The organism is Streptomyces sp. NBC_00459 (assembly GCF_036013955.1).
In the GTDB taxonomy this organism is placed as follows: Bacteria; Actinomycetota; Actinomycetes; order Streptomycetales; family Streptomycetaceae; genus Streptomyces.
Genome location: NZ_CP107903.1, coordinates 3,063,428 through 3,083,730, shown reverse-complemented (window position 1 = coordinate 3,083,730; position 20,303 = coordinate 3,063,428). Strand labels below are relative to the sequence as shown.

The window sequence follows — 20,303 nt, the reverse complement described above, 5'->3', positions numbered from 1 at the left end:
GGCGGCCGTCGTTTACCGGCCAAACCAAGGGTCGGTCATGGGCAGGTCTGGTCCTGGGTACTGACTACACATCAACAATGTGGCTAACATCACGCCAGCGCGGCGGTGTTGCCGGTGGGGGTACCTCCCGCGCCCTGCAGGCAGTTGGGGGTAGTTACCGGAGGTGCGACTTGCTCCCAGGACAGCGACGAAACGGCCGGGGCGGCCGAGTCGTGCGCGGAGGCCGGACAGCACGCGTCCTGGGCTCCCGTACGGTCTGGGCCGGTGTCGGTGACGGCGAGTTCTTCTGCCCCGGTTGCGGCGGGGACCGCAACTACCAGCGCCTGACGGGCCGTCGCCGCTTCACCTTTCTCGGCGTACCGATTCTGCCGCGCGGCGAGACCGGCCCCGTCGTCGAATGCGCGGCCTGCCAGAGCCACTTCGGCACGGACGTCCTCGACCACCCCACCACGACCCGCTTCTCCGCGATGCTCCGCGACGCGGTCCACACGGTCGCCCTCGCGGTCCTCGCCGCCGGCGGCACCCACGCCCGCCTCGCCCTGGAGACAGCGGTGACCGGCGTCCGCGCGGCCGGCTTCGACGACTGTACGGAGGACCAGCTCGCCGCTCTTGTGGACGCCCTGGCCGCCGACACGGGCCGCCTCTTCGGCCCCCCGTGCGGCCCCGGCCTCGCCATAGAGCTCCACGAGGCCCTGGACCCCCTGGCGCCCCATCTGGCCGCCCCCGGCCGCGAATCGATTCTCCTCCAGGGCGCCCGCATCGCCCTGGCCGACGGCCCGTACACACCGGAGGAACGCGACGTCCTGGCGACGGTCGGCGCGGCGCTGACGATCTGCGGGGACGATGTGACACGGCTGCTGGCTGCGGCGGCGCGTACGCCGTCCTAGGCCTCTCCTGGGCCCATCTCGGGCCTTCTCCGGGTCTTTCCCGGGGCTTCTGCTCCGTTCTTGAGCCCCTTCCCTTGTTCCCCTTCCCTTGGGCGCTTTTCCTTGGGCCTTCCGGTTCCGCGCGTACTCCCCGGGGAGTAACACGGCCCCCGGGTCACCCCTGGCAGTACTGCCGAACTCGCCCTCCCGCGCGACGAATCCGCCTCCGCGCGACGGAATTCTGGTGAGCGTCATCCATCCGGATGTCCGGACGAGGGGAGGGCCTCGACATGGGGGCCAAGGGGTCCATGAGGGCCGCAAGGACAGTGACGGGCGCGCGGCGCAGGCGGGCCGTGCCCTGGCTCGTGCTCGGGCTGTGGATCGGAGTGCTCGCGATCGTGGGCCCGTTCGCGGCGAAACTCTCCGAGGTGCAGCACGACCGGATCACCGACTATCTGCCCGCGAACGCCGACTCGACCCAGGTCGCCAGGATCCAGGACCAGTTGCCCGGCGGCGAGACCACCCAGCTGGTCCTCGTCTACCACCGTGACGGCGGACTCACCGCCGCCGACAGGGCGACGGCCGCCGGACAGGTCGACCGGATCGCAGGCGAACACGCCCTGACGGCCACCCCGCAGGGCGTACCCTCCGCCGACGGAACCACCCTCATGTACCCGGTGAGCAGCAACGAGCCCGGCACGGACGAGGACAAGCGGGACGCGCTGGTCAACGACGTACGCGAAGTCGCCCACAGCGATGGCGGGTTGAACGTCGAGGTCGGCGGTCCGGGGGCGCTGGCCACCGACGCCGCCGAGGTCTACGACTCGCTCGGCGGACCGCTGCTCTACACCACCGTCGCCGTGGTCGCCGTCCTGCTGATCCTCATCTACCGCAGCCCGGTGCTGTGGCTGGTGCCGCTCGTCGTCGCGGGCATCGCCGACTTCCTGTCGATGGGCGTCGCCTACGTCCTCAACCATGCCTTCGGCACGACGGTTTCGGGCCAGAGCTCGGGGATCATGACCATCCTCGTCTTCGGCGCCGGCACGGACTACGCCCTCCTCCTCGTCTCCCGCTACCGCGAGGAACTGCGGCGGATCGAGCGGCCGTACGACGCCATGGTCGCCGCCCTGCGCGGCTGTGGGCCCGCCGTCCTCGCCTCCTCCGGCACGGTCGCCGCCGGGGTGCTGTGCCTGCTCGCCGCCGACCTCAACTCCAGCCGCAGCATGGGTCCGTTGGGCACGGTGGGCGTGCTGTGCGCACTGGTCGCCATGCTTACCCTGCTCCCCGCGATCCTGGTGCTGCTGGGCCGCCGGGTGTTCTGGCCGCTCGTGCCCGCGTACGGCAGCACGCCCAAGGTGCGCAGGCTGTCGCTGTTCGCCGCGATGGGCAGCTCCGCCGGACGCCGGCCCCTGGTGGTCCTCGCGAGCGGGGCCGTCCTGCTCGGCGCGCTCGCCCTGGGCGTGCTGAACCTGCCCGGACCGGTCAAGCAGGAGGACGCCTTCGTCGACAAACCGGAGGCCGTCGCCGCGATGCAGACCCTCGCGAAGGCCTACCCCGACCATGGCACCCAGCCCATCAGCGTCATCACCCCGGCCGGACAGGCGGACCGGACGCTCACCACGATCCGGGCCACCGACGGGATCAGCGACGCGCAGAAGGGACGTACGGGCGAGGGCTGGACCGAGATCACCGTCTTCGCCACGGGCGCGCCCCAGTCGGCCACCGAGACGACGACCATCAAGGAGCTGAGGGACGAGCTGCCGGGCTCGTACGTCGGCGGACCGAGCGCCCAGCAGATCGACCTCGTCGACACCAACGCACGGGACGTATGGGTCGTCGTACCGATCGTGCTCGTCTCAGTGCTGCTGATCCTCGTCGCGCTGCTGCGCTCGCTCGTCGCGCCGCTGATGCTGGTGGTCGCCGTGGTCGCGGTGTGGGGGGCCACACTCGGCATCGGCGGACTGGTGTTCGGCCCGCTGTTCGGCTTCGAGGGCACCGATCCCGGGCTCGGGCTGCTGTCCTTCGTCTTCCTGGTCGCACTGGGCGTCGACTACGGCATCTTCCTCATGCACCGGATGCGCGAGGAGGCGCTGCGGGGCGCGGACCCGGTGGCCGCCGCGCTGACCGCGCTGCGGACGACCGGTGGGGTCATCGCCTCCGCCGGACTGGTCCTCGCCGCGACCTTCGCGGTGCTGACGAACATGGGCCTGGTCCAACTCGTCGAACTGGGCTTCGTCATCGCGGTCGGGGTGCTCCTGGACACGTTCCTCGTCCGGACGTACCTGGTGACGAGCGCGAGTGTGGCGCTGGGCCGGCGGGTGTGGTGGCCGGGCGCGCTGTCCCGCAGCCCGGACCCGGACGCCGTACGACGGGAACGGCAGCCGGAACCCGTATGACATCCGTCGTACGAGCGAGTGGGCGCCCCTCCCTGACGGCGGGGCGCCCGCTGACGGAGGATGGGCCCGTGCAGCCAACCACCGCGAGAGCGGCCCCCGTTGGGTGGGGCGAGCGGATCATGACCGCGATCACCCGCGACCCGCGCAGCGCCCCGCACGCGCTCCGCAACGACGTGCTGCTCGCGCTGACCGGCGCCGTGATGGCCACGGCCCTCGCCCTGCTCACCGACGGGGGAGAAAGCCGTCCGGACACCCTCGACCAGGGCGGCCGTCCGGACGGGCTCGGCTGGGCGCTGCTGCTCGGCGCGTACGTGCCGATCGTGTGGCGGCGGCGCCGTCCGATGCCGGTGCTCGTCGCGGTGGTGGCGCTCGTCGTGCCGTACCACGCGCTCGACTACAACCACAACGCGCCGACCCCGGCCGCGTACATCGCGCTGTACACGGTCGCCGTCACCGGTCGCCCCCTGCGCACGATCGCGACCGGGGTCGTGGTCCTCGGTATCGCCCTGAGCGTGATGCTCACCGTGAGCATGCACCAGGCCGTCGAACTGCTGCGGATCTCCGGCTGGATCGCCGCGGTGCTCTTCTTCGGCATCGACGTCCGCTTCTACCGCCAGTACGTCTCGGCCATCGTCGAACGCGCCGAACGGGCCGAACGCACGCGCGAGGAGGAGGCCCGCCGCCGCGTCGCCGAGGAACGCCTGCGCGTCGCCCGTGACCTGCACGACCTGCTGGCCCACACCATCACCCTCGTCGGCGTCCAGACCGCCGTGGCCGCACACGTCCTGGCCGCCGACCCGGACCGCCTGGACCGCGCGGCGGTGGCCAGATCCCTGGACGACATCGCCGAGACCTGCCGAACGGCACGCGGTGAGCTGCGTACGACGCTGGAGGTGCTGCGGGAGGGCCAGGGGGCGGGAGACGGGCGCGGCCCGTTGCCGGGGCTGGCCGGCCTGTCCGACCTCGCGGAGACGGCGCGGGCGTCGGGCGCCGAGGTCGAACTGGAGGTACGGGCGGACGAGGTACCCCCTGCCGTGGGCGCGGCCGCCTACCGGATCGTCCAGGAGGCGCTCACGAACGCGGTACGGCACGGGGGACGGGAGGATCTGACGGTACGAGTGCTGCTGTACGGGGGTGAGGGCGCCCTGCGCGTCGAGGTGACGGACGACGGCGTGGGGGAGGACGGCGTGGGGGAGAACGGGGACGCGCCCGCAGACTGCGGCTTCGGGCTGGTCGGGATGCGGGAACGGGCACGGAGCGTGGGCGGCACACTCGACGCCGGCCCGGGGGAGAACGGGGGGTTCACGGTGCGCGCGGTACTTCCGCTGCCGGTGAACCGGAAGGGGGAGGAGGCCAGATGACTGCCATTCGCGTACTGCTCGCCGACGACCAGACGCTCGTACGGGCGGCGTTCGCGATGCTCGTCGAGTCGGCGCCGGGCATGGAGGTGGTGGGGCAGGCGGGTACGGGCCGTCAGGCCGTCGAACTGGCCCGCAGCGCCCGCGCCGACCTGGTCGTCATGGACCTGCGGATGCCCGACCTCGACGGCATCGAGGCGACCCGGCTGATCGCCGCCGATGAGGATCTGGCGGGCGTGAAGGTGCTGGTCCTGACGACGTACGACACGGACGAGCACGTGGTGGAGGCGCTGCGCGCGGGCGCGTCGGGGTTCCTGGTCAAGGACACCAGGCCCGCGGAACTCCTCGACGCCATCCGCACGGTGGCGGCAGGCGAGGCCCTGCTCTCACCGGGCCCCACGGCCCGTCTGATAGCCCGTCTGCTGCGCAACGCCGAGGCGCCGACGCCGACGGGCGGCCCCGAATGCCTGTCGGAACGGGAACGCGGGGTGCTGAGGCTGGTCGCACGGGGCCTCAACAACACGGAGATCGCGGAGACCCTGGGCCTGAGCCCGCTGACCGCGAAGACCCACGTCAGCCGGATCATGGGCAAGCTGGGCGCGCGGGACCGGGCACAGCTGGTGATCGTGGCGTACGAGTCGGGGATGGTGACGCCGGGGGCGGGGTGAGGTGTGGAGGGGTCGAGGGCGAGTGGCGCAAAGGGGTGGGGTGGGAGTGCGGGTACGTATGTTCCTTACGTGCCATGCATGGTGACGATCCGTCAGCGGAGTTATTGTCGCCTTCTCTCATCACTTGTCACCTGCTGTCACCTGCTGTCGCCTCCTGTCGCCTTTGTGTCGGCACGCCAGACGCCCACACCCTCGTCCCTCGTCCCCCCACTCCACTCCGCAAGGGAGAGCGATGACGCCCCTGAGCCGTATCCTGCTCGCCGCCACCACCGGCGCGGCCCTGATCACCGGCACCGGAATCGGCACCGACCTCACCGCGACGAAGGCCCGGGCGGTCACCCGCTCGTACTGCACCTCGTCCGTCCCGTACACCGCGGGCAGGGGCGGCTACGACACCTACCGCATCCCCGCCACCGTCAAGACCCGCAAGGGCACCCTCCTGGCCTTCGCCGAGGGCAGACACAACGGCGCCGGAGACAGCGGCAACATCGACGTGGTCCTGCGCCGCTCCATGGACGGCGGCTGCACCTGGGGCCCGCTGTCGGTGGTCGCGGCCGGGCGCGGTGACACGCGCGGCAATCCGGCGCCGGTGGTGGACGAGAGGACGGGCCGCATCGTGCTGGTGACGTCGTACAACTCCGGCGTGGTGACGGAGGCCCAGATCATGCGCGGCGAGGCGACGCCGCAGCAGAGCCGCAGGGTCTTCGTCCAGACCAGCACCGGCACGAACGACGGCCGGCGCTTCACGCCCCCGCGCGACATCACGGCCCAGGTGAAACGCTCGAACTGGCGCTGGTACGCGACGGGTCCGGGCCACGCGGTGTTCCTGTCGAGGGGCCCGCACGCGGGCCGGATCGTGATCCCGTCCAACCACTCGGCCGCCCCGCCGAAGGGTTCTGCCGACACCGGTCAGGAGTCCAGGTACTACGGCGGTCACGCGATCTACAGCGACAACGGCGGCCGTACGTGGCGCATCGGCTTCGTCGACGACTCCTACGACGGCATCGAGAACGCCAACGAGACGAGCGCCGCCCAACTCCCGGACGGCAGGCTGTACTTCTCGTCCAGGGATCAGAACGGACTGATGCCCGGGAACCGGTTGGACGCCTATTCGAGCGACGGCGCGAAGTCCCTGGACCGCCCGTACACCGTCCAGCCGACGTTGAACGACGTCCCGATCGTGCAGGGAAGCGTCCTCCAACTGCGGGGCGGCTCGGACGCGTTGCTGTTCTCGGGTCCTTCGGAACCCACGGCACGCCGGTCGATGGCCGTCTGGCGGAGCGGGGACGGGGGAGAGACGTTCACGAAGGTACTGACGTTGTCGAACCGGAGGGCGGCCTACTCGGACCTGGTGCGGGTGGACCGGCGGGTGGTGGGGGTGCTCTACGAGACGGGGACCGAGGGGACCTACGAGTCGATCGAGTTCCGGCGGGTGTCGGTGGGTGGGGTGGGCTGAGGGGGTGGGTGGGCCCCGGCGGCTCTCGGATGCGGGCTGCCGGGGCCCAGTTCTCGTCAGCCCAGCTGCTTGACCGTGGCGTAGCCGCTGGTACGGAGGGTGCTGGCGCTGCCGATGGTGGTGGCGCCGCCGTGGTAAAGCAGCAGTGCCCCGGCGGAGTTGGTCGCCCAGATGTCGGGGTTGCCGTCGCCGGTGTTGTCCGGGCTGCCGTAGAGCAGGGGGAAGGCGGTGGGCGTCATGCCGGTGGCGTAGACGTCGTCGCCGTCCAGACTGGCGCCGGACGTGCCCAGGCTGGTGAGGACCGTGCCGCCGTTGCCGTCGGGGATGCCTTTACGGAGGTAGAGGGTGCCGTTGGCGATGCGGTAGATCATGTCGGCGGCGTCGTCGTCGTTGAAGTAGGCGATCGTGACGAGGTCCCGGGTGTCCCAGTTGGCGGTGGTCATCTGGGTGGCCGTGGTGAAGTAGCCGCCGCTGTAGCCGGAGAAGCCCCAAAGCTCGGAGCCGTTGGTACCACCGGCGACGAAGAGTTCGGGCTGGCCGTCGCCGGTGATGTCACCCGCCGACTTGATCTCGGAGAAGGTGGCGGGGGAGGGCGCGTTGGCCGGGAGCCGTACCTCGATGCGCCGACTGACGTCGAGGCCGCCGTAGCCGTCACCGGGGTAGATGAAGAGTCCGCCGTCGGGGGTGCGCATCACCCAGTCGGTGGCGCCGTCGGCGGGGGCGAAGTCGCCGTTGTGGGTGATCAGGGAGTACTGGGGGTTGGTGGAGGCGCCGTCCCAGAGGTGGGGGGCGGTTTTGCCGTCCAGGAGCAGCTCCCAGTTCTTGTGGATGCCCCAGGAGCCGGAGATCCACGTCCCGCTCTTGGAAACTGCGGTGACCAGTAGGTTTCCCGCTTCGGAGAGTGAGGCGAAGTCGGGGGCTCCGTCGCCGCTGAGGTCGCCTGCGGCGTCAGCCATGGGACGTGGAGTCACGTAGAACATGTACTTGGCTTCGCCGGAGATGTTGCCCGCCGCGTCCACTGCCTTGGCATAGAGGGTGTTGGGGCCGGCGGAAGGTGGCTTGACGTTCGTGGCGGTGAGCGAGACGACGGGGGTGCTGGTGGCGGCGCAGGACTTCACCAGACCGTCCGAGGTTCCCTGTGTGCCGTTCGCGCAGATCCAGTTGGCGTAGTTCGTGGAGTTGATGGAGTAGACGAACTTGACGACGTCCTTGTCCGGGTCATGCACCTTGTCGTTGTCGCTGTCGATGACAGTGAACTTGAAGGACCCGGTGTTACCAAACGTCTTCTCGGACCACACTTCGCTGTCGCCGTTGTTGTTGTTGTCGCCCGGGAAATCCACCGAGTCGACGCCGGGAGAGGAAGGGAGGGTGGTGTCGTAGGTGAAGCGGCACCACTTGGTGCCGGTACTGGGTCCCCAACTGCTGCTGGACTGTTCGTCCCAGGCTCGCACCCGCCACTGGTAGGTGACGCCGTTCACCAGGTTGGTGAGGCTGGTCGAGCCGGTCTCACCGTTGCTGATCGTGCTGAAGGCGCTCCTCTTGGTGTTGTTGTAGTTGTCGGCGTCGTCGGTGCCGTCCCTGCCGATCTCGAACTCCAGTTTGGTGAGGACCCCGTCGGGGTCCGTCGCTTTGGCGCTGATGTAGGGCGTGGTCTTGCCGAGCCGAATGTAGGGCTTGGCGCTGGTGTCGCAGGAGCCTGGCTGCATGGCCACCGAGGTCGGGGTGTTGGGCCTGCGGTTGTAGTCGATGAACAGCTCCGGGGAGCGGTCGCCCTCTGCCTGGAACTTCTTCCAGGAGTAGGCGTCCGTCTCCAGGCTGGTCGCGTTGGAGGTCGGGGCAGCGGAGGAGTTGGAGGCCACCAGACCCAGATTGAGGGTGCTCCAGCCATTGTTGGCGGCCTCCTGGGCCAACGAGGTCAGAGTGAAGTTGACGTTGGTGTCCGGGCAGGCGCTGTTGGACTTCCAGCCGTAGGCGAACGACTTGGAAGTGATCTTCCGGCTCCAGGTGGGCTGCTTGTTCCAGGTGGTGCCGGAGGAGAAGGGACCGGTGTGCCACACCTGCATCGTGCGCTTGGCGCACGACCAGGAGTGGGTTTCCAGAATCTCCAGTCTGGCGTTGGTGACGCTCGCGCCGGTGATGCTCTTCTGGAACTTGAGCTTGAAGAGGGACCGGGCGGTTCCCCATGTGTCCCGCTCGAAGCCGACCCGGGCTTCCTTGGTGTCCTCGTTGTAGTTGGCGCCGTCGTAGAAGCTGGAGTTGGGGTACTTCTTGTAGACAGTCGTCCAACTTGCGCGGATTCCGACGGTGGAGGGGTCCAGGAACACCGGGTAGACCGGGGCCTCGTCAGCGGTGAGGTAGCTACTGGGCGGGGCGATGGTCAGAACACCGTCGTTGTTCAGGGCAGCTGCGGCGGTGGTGGCGTGTGCGCCTTCGCCGGGGCCGTGCACGGCGGGCAGCGCGAGCGTCGGGTTGGCGTCGGTGGCTGCGGGGACGGCGTACGCGACAGGGTCGGCGTCACCGGCTGCGGGGACGTTGTTCCAGGGGGCCATCGGGTCGTCGGTGCCCCCGTCCTCCGAAGCGCCGCTGTCCGAAGTGCCGTCGTCCCCGGTCCACTCCTCGACGACCTCAGGGTTCTCGTTGGTGCCGGTGGCGGCGTCCGGGTCGGCGGCCGGGGTGTCCGTGTCGTGAGTGCCTGCGGAGTCCCACAGGAAGGGCGTCGGGGAGACGGTTATCTCGTTGCCCGCGTTGTCCGTGCCGCGCATGACGTCGGTGGCAGGGTCGAGCGAGAACGTGAGCGTGGGTGAGCTGAAGCGGTAGCGGGGCAGGTTCGCGGCCAGGGCGGCGGCGGCCTCGGGGGTGTGGATGACCAGGACGTGGGTGTAGCCGGTGTCCCGCGCTGTCAGCATCAGGTCGACATCCGGCAACACGCCTTCGTACAGGGCCTTGTTGTCCTCGATCACCGGCTCGGGCAGCGGGCCGGGCCACTCGACCTGGACCTCGTGCCCTTCGGCGGTCATCGTCAGGAGCGGGGTCCAGGAGACCTCGGCCTCATCGGCGGCCTGTACGGCAGCGTGGGCGGACATGTGGTTGGACGTGCGGTACGACGCCGTACGGATACCGGAACTGTTGGAGCTTCCGCCGCTCGCCCGGGACTTGGCTCCCAGGGTACGGCCGGGGTCGCCGGTTGCGAAAGCGACGGGGTAAAGGCTGTTGACAGTGGACCAGCCGTCCTTCTGCTTCCGCAGTGAGGTGTCGATCGGAGCCCACTCCCCCTTGGCGTTCTTCGCCCGCTGGGCTTGCGCGGAGGCCTTGTATGTGAAGGTGCCATCGGGGTTGGCGAAGGTCTGGGAGAACTCGTCGGTGAGCGAGGCGACTTCGGTCTTCTTGCCGGTCCTGCGGGCCTTCTGCTGGGCCGCGTCCTCGTCGCTGAGTTTGCTTGCGCGTTTGGTGTTGGCATCTGCCTCGGACGACGTCTTGGCGCCAGTGTCGTCGCGCAGGGCCAGGACGGTGGCACCGCCGGCGAGCAGGGCCAGCACGAGAGCCGCGGCAAGGGCGATCCGCCCGCGCCGTCTGCTGGTCACAGCTTGCGGGGGCATCGCTTCGGGGGCCGCCTCGCTCGGTTCGGCGGCGCTGTCGAGGTCGCTCAAGGGGCCCTTCTCCAACGCGGGATGGGCCACGTCGCGGCGGTGTCGCTGCGGCGCGGCTGTTCGGGGATGCCCTAGGGCCTGGTGACAGACCGTGCGAACGCGCGACGCGCTGTGCTCGGGCGGTTGGAGTATGGGCAGGCGACCCCTGCGAGATCAACACCCTTGTGGAGAAGGAGAACTGGCCAGGTGAGAGAACGGGGACCTTGGTACGTTTTTTTGCCTTTCTTTGTTCAGATTTGGACGGTGACATAGCTAACACAGACTTATTTTTCCTTGACGACGATCTTCACAAAGATTCAAATTTCGTCTCATCGTTGATCACCATGTGCCAACGGTCTGAACGTTTCTGATGGTTGTGAGTCGGGTCGGGGAAGGTCGGTTGGCCGTGGGTGGGGGTTTGTCGTGGTGCGGCAGAGGTTGGCTGGCGCGCAGGTCGTCTCATGAACGACTGATACGCCGAAGAGCACGACTCGGTGTGGTCGCCGCGGTGTTCCTCGCCCTCAACATCACCGCGCTGCCAAGCGCATTGGCCCTGGGTCCTGACAACACCACCCGTACGACAGAGGTCGAACTCGACGACCTCCAGGAGACGGATGCCGTCCCCGTCGACGAGACCAAGACCGACGAACTCGAAGAGCTCGACGGCGTCCCCTCGACCAAGCCGGCGAAGGCCTACGACCCGCCCGCGGTGGCGGAGGTCCCAGCGGCCGTCGACCTGCCCGCGCCGGTCGCAGACCTCACTGCAGGCGGAGCTGCCAAACCGGTCGCCGCCTCCACCGACGGCACGCTGACCGTAGGCGTGACCGCACCCGAGGGTGCGTCGCAGGCGCAGGCCGATTCCCTTGAGGGCGCGTGGAACGTTACCGTCGAGCCCGAGGCAGACGCGGTGGCCGCGGGTGCGCAGGGCCTCCTGCTTGAGGTCGACGCACCGGACACCGCCACCGGTGACGTGGTCGTGCAGATCGACGCGACGCGTTTCGCCGAGACGTACAGCGCGCAGTGGCTGGACCGGCTGTCATTCGCCCTGATGCCCGCCTGCTACGCCACCACCCCCAACGACGAGGGATGTTCGACGGGCATCCCGGTGACCACCGAGGTCGAGCGCACCGCCGACGAGGTGATCGTGCCGGTGGGTGACACCGGAGACTCCTCCGGTTCGGAGACGGACCCGGGCGAGGACACCGCCCCCGACGAGGCGGCCGAGGACGCCAAGACCGCCGAGCCGGCGCAGGTGACCTTCCTCAACCTGACCATGGACACGACCGACTTGAAGTCGGTGGCGAGTGCCACGGCCACCGGCGCCTCCACCGCCGCTGCCACCGACAAGGGTTCTGTCGACTCGGCCGTGTGGCGTGAAGACAACCAGGCAGGGAGCGTGCGGCAGGCCGCCGATTCCACCGGCGGCGCGTTGGTGATGGGTGTCTCCCATGGTGCGGGCTCCGGCGGTGACTTCGGCGCGACCCCGCTGTCCTCGGCCGGTTCCTGGTCGCAGGGAGGTTCCTCGGGCGCGTTCACGTACGCGTACACGATGGCGGGGCCGGAGGTTCCCTCGGGGCCGTCTCCGAACGTGACGCTGAGCTACAACTCCCAGTCCTCGGACGGCCGTACGTCCGCCACGAACAACCAGGTGTCCTGGATCGGCGAGGGCTGGGACTACAACCCGGGCGCGATCACCCGCACGTTCGTGGGCTGTGCGGCGGACACCGCCAACGCGAACAACAAGGACAAGTTCACCGGCGACCAGTGCTGGGGCTCGTACAACGCGGTGCTGTCGCTGAACGGCACCACCACGGAACTGGTGCGCAGCGACGCCGACGAGACGTGGAAGAGCGCGCGGGGCGACAACACTCGCGTGGAACTGCTCACCGAAGCCGACTACAAGCGCATCCTGGATGTCACCCACACGTCCAACAACGGTGACAACAACGGGGAGTTCTGGCGGGTCACCACCAGTGACGGTACCCAGTACTACTTCGGTCTCAACCGCCTGCCGGGCTGGTCCTCCGGCAAGGAGGAGACCAAGTCGGTCCTGAAGGTGCCGGTCGCGGGTAACCACAGCAGCGACCCGTGCCACGCCACCAAGTTCGAGGACTCCTTCTGCGACCAGGGCTGGCGTTTCCAGCTCGACTACGTCGTCGACCTCAACGGCAACGCGATGTCGCTGTGGTGGGGCAAGGAGACCAACGCCTACGCCAAGAACAACAAAGTGGCGAAGGCGGTCGCCTATGACCGGGCCGGCTACCTGACCCGTATCGACTACGGCCAGCGTGCGGGCGCCCTGTTCACCGCCGAGCCGCTGGGCCGTATGAAGTTCACGGCGCAGGAACGCTGCTTCGAGGAGGCCGGTGACAAGACGCCGGAGTGCACCGAGGCCAACTTTGACTCCAAACAGTCGGACCGTACCCGTGCCTGGTACGACACCCCGGCCGACCTCGCCTGTGAGGCGGGCGAGAAGTGCTCGACGTACGCCCCCACGTTCTGGTCGCGCAACCGCCTGGCAACGGTCACGGCGTGCACTCAGCGCGAGCAGGGTGTCAAGCTCACCGAGTACAACCCGAGCACAGACTCAGGTTCCCGGAACGCGTGCGGCATCGACGGCGACGAACTTTTCGGCACGACCCTGCTGTCGAAGGTGGACTCTTGGAGCCTCGCCCAGTCGTTCCCCTGGGGCCTGACCGGTAACTACACCGCGCTGTGGCTGGAGTCCATCACCCGTACCGGCTACGCCGTGGACGGTGACACCAAGCATCTCAGCCCGGTTCGCTTCGGCCACAACGACAAGGCGCTGCCCAACCGGGTCAAGCAGGGGGCGGGCGACACAGACCCGCTCTTCGGCCGACTGCGCATCCAGACGGTGGTCTCCGAGTACGGCGGCAGCACACGCGTCACGTACAAGACGCCCGAGGGCGCGTGTCTCACCGGTACGAACTTCCCTCCGGTCGACCAGAACACGCTGCGCTGCTACCCGGTCTTCTGGCATTCCGATGGTGAGCTGGCCGACAAACGGACCTCCTGGTTCCACAAGTACGTCGTGGAGTCGATCACCGAGGACGCCCAACTGGTGGACGCGGCGGACGTGACGACGACGTACCAGTACGCGACCGAGACCAACGCGGCCGACAAGGTCGTCGGCGCCCTGTGGGCCAAGAACCAGGCAGAGTTCTCCCGTCCCAAGACGCGTACCTGGGACGACTGGCGCGGCTACCCGGTCGTCACCACGATCACCGGACCCACAGTGACCTCTGTGGGCAACCCCGCGTCCAAGTCGGTCACCCGCTACTTCCGGGGCATGAGCGACGACGTCCTCCTGGACACCGCCACACCCGACAAGCCCGACGACGACACCAAGCGCTCTTTCAAGGTCACGGACGTCACCGGCGCGGAGATCGCGGACGACCGCAGGGCGTACGCGGGCATGGTCGCCGAGGCCTTGACCTACCCCGACTCCAGCGCCGGCGCCACCGAGTGGATATCCCGTACGGTCAATTACCCTGACGCCCCGGTGCGGCTGGCCACCCGCAACCGCACCGACGGCCCGGACGTGGTCTCCGAGCGCGTCACGCTTGACAGTGTCAAGACGGTCACCAAGTCCTCGGGCACCCGCCCGGGCGACGACGAACCCCTGCGCACAGTACTGACGGAGACCGACTACGACTCGTACGGTCTGCCGACCGAGGTCCGTGAGTACGGCGACCGTGCGAAGCCTGGCGACGAGTCGTGCACCCGAACCTCGTACGTGCACAACACCAACGCCTACCTGATCGGTCTGGTCGCCGAGACAGTCACCACGACCGGCGCTTCCACCTGCTCCACCGGGCTGTCGGCAGCGACGGCTTCGACGCTGGTGACCGGTTCGCGCGTCTTCTACGACGACGCCACCTTGCTGACCGCCACGCCCACCAAGGGCCAGGTGACCAGGACGGTGACACCGCTCGGTGACGGCACGGACTGGAACTCGGACGCCCCCGAGTCGCGTACGAAGTACGACGAGTTCGGCAGGGTCGAGAAGGTCACCGACGCCACGGACCTGGTGAACACGACGTCCTACACGCCGGCTTCCGGACAGGTCTATGAGATCAAGACGGTTCAGGGTGCCAAGCTCGACGCCAGCGGCGCCGAAACGGGCCTCGCCACGATCACCAGCGTGGAGCCCGGCCGCGGCGCGACGCTGACCTCGAAGGACGCCAACAACCGGGTCACCTCGTACACGTACGACCCGCTGGGCCGCACCACGGCCGCCTGGGACACCACCCAGACCGCCACGGACGACCCCACCGCGCGCTACACATACAACACGGTCGCCGACAAGCCGGTGTCCGTGGTCACCGAGTCACTGAAGAGAAACCCCACCAAGACCAAGGGCGACGCCACCTACACGGCCTCCACCACGATCTACGACGCCCTGGGCCGTGAACGGCAGTCCCAGACCCCGGCGGTGGGCGGCGGCAAGCTGATCACCGACACCTTCCACAACACGTCGGGCCAGGTCAGTTACACCCGCAACGCCTACTACATGGCGGGCGACCCCGGCACCGACCTGATCGTCCCCGCCTCCGAGTCGCTCATCCCCAACGCCACCGCGTACACGTACGACGGCCTGGGACGCGTCCTGACCGTCACCCCTGTCCACTCGTCCTACTGGCAGACGGGCGCCGAAGCCAAGAACGGTGACAACTGGGTAAAGACGACGGACCGCCGCACCCGCTACCAGTACGGGCTCGACTACACGATCGTCCGCCAGCCGGTAGGCACCCCGGCCTCCCGGGTATGGACGGACGCACTGGGCCGCACGGTCCAGCAGGACACGTACAGCGACGCGGCGCTGACCGAGGCCGACGCGATCTCCACCACGTACGAGTACGACGTGCGCGGCGACATGTTCCGGTCCACGGACGAGGTCGGCCACACCCGCACCTGGAAGTACGACGCCCTCGGCCGCGTCACGGACACGACCGACCCGGACACCGGCGCCACGCACACCGAGTACGACGCCTATGGCCGGGTGGACTGGGCGACCGACGGCCTCAAGCAGAGGCTCACCTACTCCTACGAGCGCTTCCATCGGGTGAACGAGGTCAAGTTCACTGCGGCGGGCGCGACTTCGGGCACGGCGGTTCAGTCGTACGTGTACGACTCGGCCCCTGGAGGTAAGGGCCAGCTGGCATCGGCGACCCGTTACAACGACGGCGGCAAGTCGTACACGACGTCGATAGCCGGGTACACGGCGGACTACCAGCCGACGTCGATGACGGTACAGATGCCGGACGGCACGACCTCGGGCACGACCGTGGACGGCTTCAAGACCAGGTACACGTACGACTACGCGTACAACGAAGACGGTCAGCTGGAGAAGTACTCCACCCCCGAGGTGTTCGGCCTGAGCGCCGAGTCCGTCATCACCCGCTACAACGAGGCCGGCCTCCCGGTCTCGGTCTCCGGCGACGACTGGTACGTCTCCGAGACCAACTACTCGCCCTACGGGCAGGTGCTGCGCTCCACGGTGGGCGAGATCGGCCACCGCCTGTGGCAGGAGAACTCCTTCGACGAGTCGACCGGCGAACTGCAGACCAGCAAGCTGCTGAGGGAGAACACGACCGACAAGTCGGTCGTCCCCAACCACGAGGTGAGTCGGCGCGACTACTCCTACGACCCGTCGGGCAACATCCTGTCCGTCGCGGACAAGATCGGCACCAAGCCCACCGACCGGCAGTGCTTCACCTACGACACGCTGGGCCAGCTCAGGCAGGCGTGGACGACTCCGGGTGGTGCTTCTTGCACCGTCTCGGGTCGGTCGACGGCTGAGCCGGTGTACGCGGACGGCACGGTCAACGTCTCGTCCAACTCCGCGACCACCAAGGACGGTTACTGGCAGTCGTACACGTACGACGTGCTGGGCAACCGGAAGTCGAAGTCGGTTCTCAACGCCGACCCGACCTTCGACAAAACCTCTGGCGCGCGGGTGACCAAGGACGACGTGGTCACCGACTACAACTACGGCGACAATGACGTCCCGACGGTCAAGAACGACCAGCCGCACACACTGACTTCGTACGACACCACGAGCTACACATCGCTCAATGCCGAGGTCAAGACCCGCTCCACGCAGAAGTACAACGACGCGGGCAGCCTGGAGAGCCGTACGACGGGCGGTGACACGGCCCAGGGCCTGACGTGGACGTGGGACGGCCAGGTCGAGTCGGTGACGGGCTTCGGCCCCGACGGCTCCGGGGCGTGGGTGGGCGCGTCCGAGATGTGTCTGGACCTCACCGGCGCCAGTGCCGAGGCGGGTACGGCCCTCCAGTTGCATGTGTGCAACGGCACCAAGGCGCAGAACTTCCGCCTCAAGGCCGCCGATGCCGACGCCGGCGGCGTGCTGAACGGTGTCGTCGAGAACGCCACCATCGGGCAGTTCGTGGTCGCGGGCTCCTGTGCGCAGCCCAGCGGTACGGCCGCGGGCGCGGCAGTGCAGATCCAGTCCTGCAGTAAGACGGCGACGGTGCAGCGCTGGCAGACGCTGGACACGGGCCAGGTCAAACACATGGACACAGGCCTGTGCCTGTCCGCCCCATCGCTGACGAACGGTACCGATCTGGTCCTGGCGGCCTGCTCGGCATCGGCTCCCGGCCAGGTGTTCAAGCCGGCGTCGAAGACGACGTATGTGTACGACGCGATGGGGAACCGCCTGCTGGAGCGTTCGGGCGCGGGCGCGGTCCTCCACCTGCCGGACACGAGTGTGTCTGTGACGGCCACGGGCAAGCTGCGTTCGGCGGAGCGTTCCTACGGTCACGGCGGTGCCCCGACGGTGACGCGTTACCGGGAGGCGTCGTCCACATCCGGCGCGGACGAGCAGGTGTTCGCTAACGCGGTCGACCACAACGGCACCCCGCTGGCCGAGGTGCAGTTGGAGGGCAACCAGCAGGTCCGGATCACGAAGAAGGACCCGTGGGGCCAGGACCGCACGCCGAACGTGGCGGCACGCTCGCGGACGGCGTATGCGACGGGTGACGACGATGCGGGCTCGGGTCTGGTGCATCTGGGGGCGCGGGAGTACGACCCGGCAACCGGCCGCTTCGTCTCGGCGGACCCGGTGCTGGACCAGAGCGACCCGTTGCAGGCGAACGGCTACTCGTACGCGAACAACAATCCGGTCACGCACTCGGACCCGTCGGGTCTGACGTCGTCGGCGTCGAGCTTCGACGCGTCGATGGCGGCGCTGGATGCGAAGATCGCGGATTACCAGCGGACGCTGTCGCGGTCGATCGGCGACGTGATCCTCTCGGTCGGCTGGGCGGTGTTCAAGGAGTTCGTCGGCTGGGACGACATCGTGGGCTGCTTCTCGCAGGGCGACCTGTGGGCGTGCGGCAGCTTGCTGATGGACGCGATTCCGTGGACGAGCGTCTTCTCCAAGGGCAAGAAGATGTGGAAGGCCTTCGAGGCGACGCTGGGCGCGGTGAAGGCGTGGAAGGCGGCGAAGGCGGTTGCCGAGGCGGGGCTGAAGGCGGCCAAGGCGGCGAAGGCCGCACTGGTCAAGGCGAAGAAGGCGGCGGAGGCTGCTGCGGCCGAGGCGAAACGCAAGGCGAGGGCGGCTGCGAAGGCTGCGGCGGAGGCCGCGAAGAAGAAGTCCCATACGGGGTCGAAGGGCGCGCGGGGGAATGCTCCGCAGGTCCAGGCCCGGAAGACCTCGCAGCAGAAGGGGTCGTCGGGCGGGGGCAAGGCGGAGAACAAGTCCGGCGGCTCGCGCGGGGGTTCCGGCCGCGATGACTCCGACTCGGGCGGTGGATCCGACGGGGGGTCCGGTGATGGCGCGAGCTGCACGATCAACAGCTTCACCCCGGAGACCCGGGTCCTGATGGCCAACGGTTCGACCAAGGCGATCAAGGACGTCAAGGTCGGCGACAAGGTCATGGCCACCGACCCGGAAACGGGCGAGACCGAGGCTGAGGAGGTCACCGCCGAGATCAAGGGCGAGGGCATCAAGCACCTCGTCGACGTCACGATCGACACCGACGGTGCGAAGGGCTCGAAGACCGCCGACGTCACTGCGACCGACGGCCACCCCTTCTGGGTTCCGGAACTGGGCGAGTGGATCGACGCGACCAACCTCCAGGCCGGCCAGTGGCTCCGGACCAGCGCTGGCACGCGAGTTCAGGTCGCCGCCATCAAGAGCTGGACTGCTCAGGGCGCCACTGTTCACAACCTGACAGTCAGCAGCCTGCATACGTATTATGTGCTGGCGGGAGCCACCTCGGTCCTCGTCCACAACTGTGGAGACGCTCCAGGGCACACAGTTGACGTTGACATCGAGGATGTGAACGGTGACGTCCGACTGTCCTATTCCGTACGTAGTGGAGCCTCCACAGATGCGGAAAAATCCCTGGGCGGTGGCTACAACACTGAAGCCGCCACACACACCGAGAACCGTGTCGGGCGAATGTCCGGGGCGTCGGCGGGCAAGAATCCCATCCCAGGGGACCCCTATGCCGGGCATATTCCGGTCGACAAGGGGGAGACTGTCCGTCTCGTAGGGCAGTTGCCCCCTTGCTCCCGTTGCAGGGGAGCGATGAACCGGATGGTCAGGGAACTGGGTGTGAACGTGGTCTACGCCTGGGCGAGCCCTGTTGGTGCTGGAACATGGGTCGCCACTGGTGGTCGCAGAAAGAGATGAGAGATGGAACTTATCGCGCAATCGGTCGGGTTTGAGATCGACGACGAGGATGAGGTGGTCGAGGCCGGTTTCTCCGAAGGAATTGATGACCCCGGATTCACGTTGCTTATTCAGCGGACGGACTACGAACCCGACGAGCAGGACATCTCCCTGGGGATGGACACGTACTGTCTCGTGAGCGGTGGCAGGACCCACTACGGAGGGCTCCTGCGCGTGGAATGGGACGGCGGTTCCCTCCGGTTCACCTTTTCCGAGAGGGCCGCTTCAGTACTGAATATTCCGGAGAGTCTGACGGTCCGGTTTGAAGCTCCTGTCGAGAATGTGGAGGCATACGTGGCCGGGCTTCCCGACATCCTCGACTGGGGTCGGTCGGAGGAACGTCCCGTACTGGTGGGGTTCTAGGTGCCACATGTCCGCCGCGGATCGTCAGGAAATGCTGCCTGGAGTAGTCGGCGCTGCTCCGACTGGAAAGTAGAGATCGTCGAGTGTGGCGACCTGGTGCAAGACGATGACGAGGTCACTCCTCCCGATGAGGCTGAGCGTCGCTGGAATCGATATGTCGAGCTGGCGGATTCGGTAACTGGCAATGAAGGCCCGGCCGGTGTCGCTGCGATTGTTTCCTCCTTGAAGGCTGAGGAGGATTACGGGGCCTATCAAGCGGCGCATGCTGCTCTGGCGCGCTTCCCTCGTTCAGATCTTGGGCAGGGTATGGCTGCCGATATGGGAGTGCGAAGCGAAGTTCGCGAGCTTGTCGAGTTTCATGAATCAGAAGAGTGGCTCTCCGGCGAAGGTGATCGGAACGTTCTTCTGATGCCGCGGGGGATAGCCTGACGGCAACATTTCGAGAGCCCCACCGGTCGTGATTCCGGTGGGGCTCTCGGATATCTTGACGGCAACGGCAACGGCAACGGCAACGGCAACGGCAACGGCAACGGCAACGGCAACGGCAACGGCAACGGCAACGGCAACGGCAACGGCAACGGCAGGTGGGTCATCGGCCAGGCTGAAGGCGTTGCCCCGGGTGTCGATGGCTTTGCGCTGGAGGCAAAGTCGGGCGTGGGCGTGGTCGAGGAGTTCCTTGATCACGACGAGGTCGATGCTCTGCTCCAGGAGCAGGGTGGCGGTCGAGTATGCGCTTCCAGTGACATAAAGATCTATACGACCCGCCTCGAAGGCACGGGCACACGCCCGGCCCTCACCGTCACCTACGTCTACGATGCCCCGCCTCCTGAGCCTGGGCTGATCCG

General features: G+C 67.9%; 9 protein-coding genes. 7 read left to right on the top strand and 2 right to left on the bottom strand.

From position 1 onward, the window contains the following. Positions 1 to 170: 170 nt before the first annotated feature. The 5 genes from OHN74_RS13455 (at position 171) to OHN74_RS13435 (ending at position 6,744) form a co-directional block, all read left to right on the top strand. Positions 171 to 887: a tellurite resistance TerB family protein gene (locus OHN74_RS13455; protein ID WP_327694809.1), complete on the top strand. Its 717-nt coding sequence runs from the start codon at positions 171 to 173 to the stop codon at positions 885 to 887. 287 nt (positions 888 to 1,174) lie between these two features. Continuing rightward, positions 1,175 to 3,262 (top strand): MMPL family transporter, encoded by a 2,088-nt coding sequence (locus OHN74_RS13450; protein WP_327694808.1) that lies wholly within the window; start codon positions 1,175 to 1,177, stop codon positions 3,260 to 3,262. A 68-nt stretch (positions 3,263 to 3,330) separates the two neighbouring features. Then, positions 3,331 to 4,623, top strand: a complete 1,293-nt coding sequence (locus OHN74_RS13445; RefSeq protein ID WP_443060389.1) for a sensor histidine kinase — start codon at positions 3,331 to 3,333, stop codon at positions 4,621 to 4,623. Then, the gene (locus tag OHN74_RS13440) at positions 4,620 to 5,288 is read left to right on the top strand and encodes a response regulator transcription factor (RefSeq protein ID WP_327694807.1); all 669 of its coding nucleotides are present in this window, start codon (positions 4,620 to 4,622) and stop codon (positions 5,286 to 5,288) included. The genes OHN74_RS13445 and OHN74_RS13440 overlap by 4 nt, the downstream gene beginning before the upstream one ends. Positions 5,289 to 5,520: 232 nt before the next feature. After that, the gene (locus tag OHN74_RS13435; protein WP_327694806.1) at positions 5,521 to 6,744 is read left to right on the top strand and encodes a sialidase family protein; all 1,224 of its coding nucleotides are present in this window, start codon (positions 5,521 to 5,523) and stop codon (positions 6,742 to 6,744) included. Between the two features lie 56 nt (positions 6,745 to 6,800). Here the strand turns inward: OHN74_RS13435 and OHN74_RS13430 are convergent, their stop codons facing one another. Then, on the bottom strand, positions 6,801 to 10,391 hold the full coding sequence (locus tag OHN74_RS13430) for a hypothetical protein (protein WP_327694805.1): 3,591 nt from the start codon (positions 10,389 to 10,391) through the stop codon (positions 6,801 to 6,803). Positions 10,392 to 10,866: 475 nt separating this feature from the next. Here OHN74_RS13430 and OHN74_RS13425 point away from each other — a divergent pair, with 475 nt between their 5' ends. Continuing rightward, complete coding sequence (locus OHN74_RS13425; RefSeq protein WP_327694804.1) at positions 10,867 to 19,056, top strand: ricin-type beta-trefoil lectin domain protein; 8,190 nt, start codon at positions 10,867 to 10,869, stop codon at positions 19,054 to 19,056. 3 nt (positions 19,057 to 19,059) lie between these two features. Then, positions 19,060 to 19,458 carry an Imm10 family immunity protein gene (locus OHN74_RS13420; protein WP_327694803.1) on the top strand — a complete coding sequence of 133 codons (399 nt, stop codon included), beginning with the start codon at positions 19,060 to 19,062 and terminating at the stop codon, positions 19,456 to 19,458. A 363-nt stretch (positions 19,459 to 19,821) separates the two neighbouring features. Here OHN74_RS13420 and OHN74_RS42885 read toward each other — a convergent pair whose 3' ends face one another. After that, on the bottom strand, positions 19,822 to 20,142 hold the full coding sequence (locus tag OHN74_RS42885) for a hypothetical protein (RefSeq protein WP_443060388.1): 321 nt from the start codon (positions 20,140 to 20,142) through the stop codon (positions 19,822 to 19,824). Positions 20,143 to 20,303: the final 161 nt, after the last annotated feature.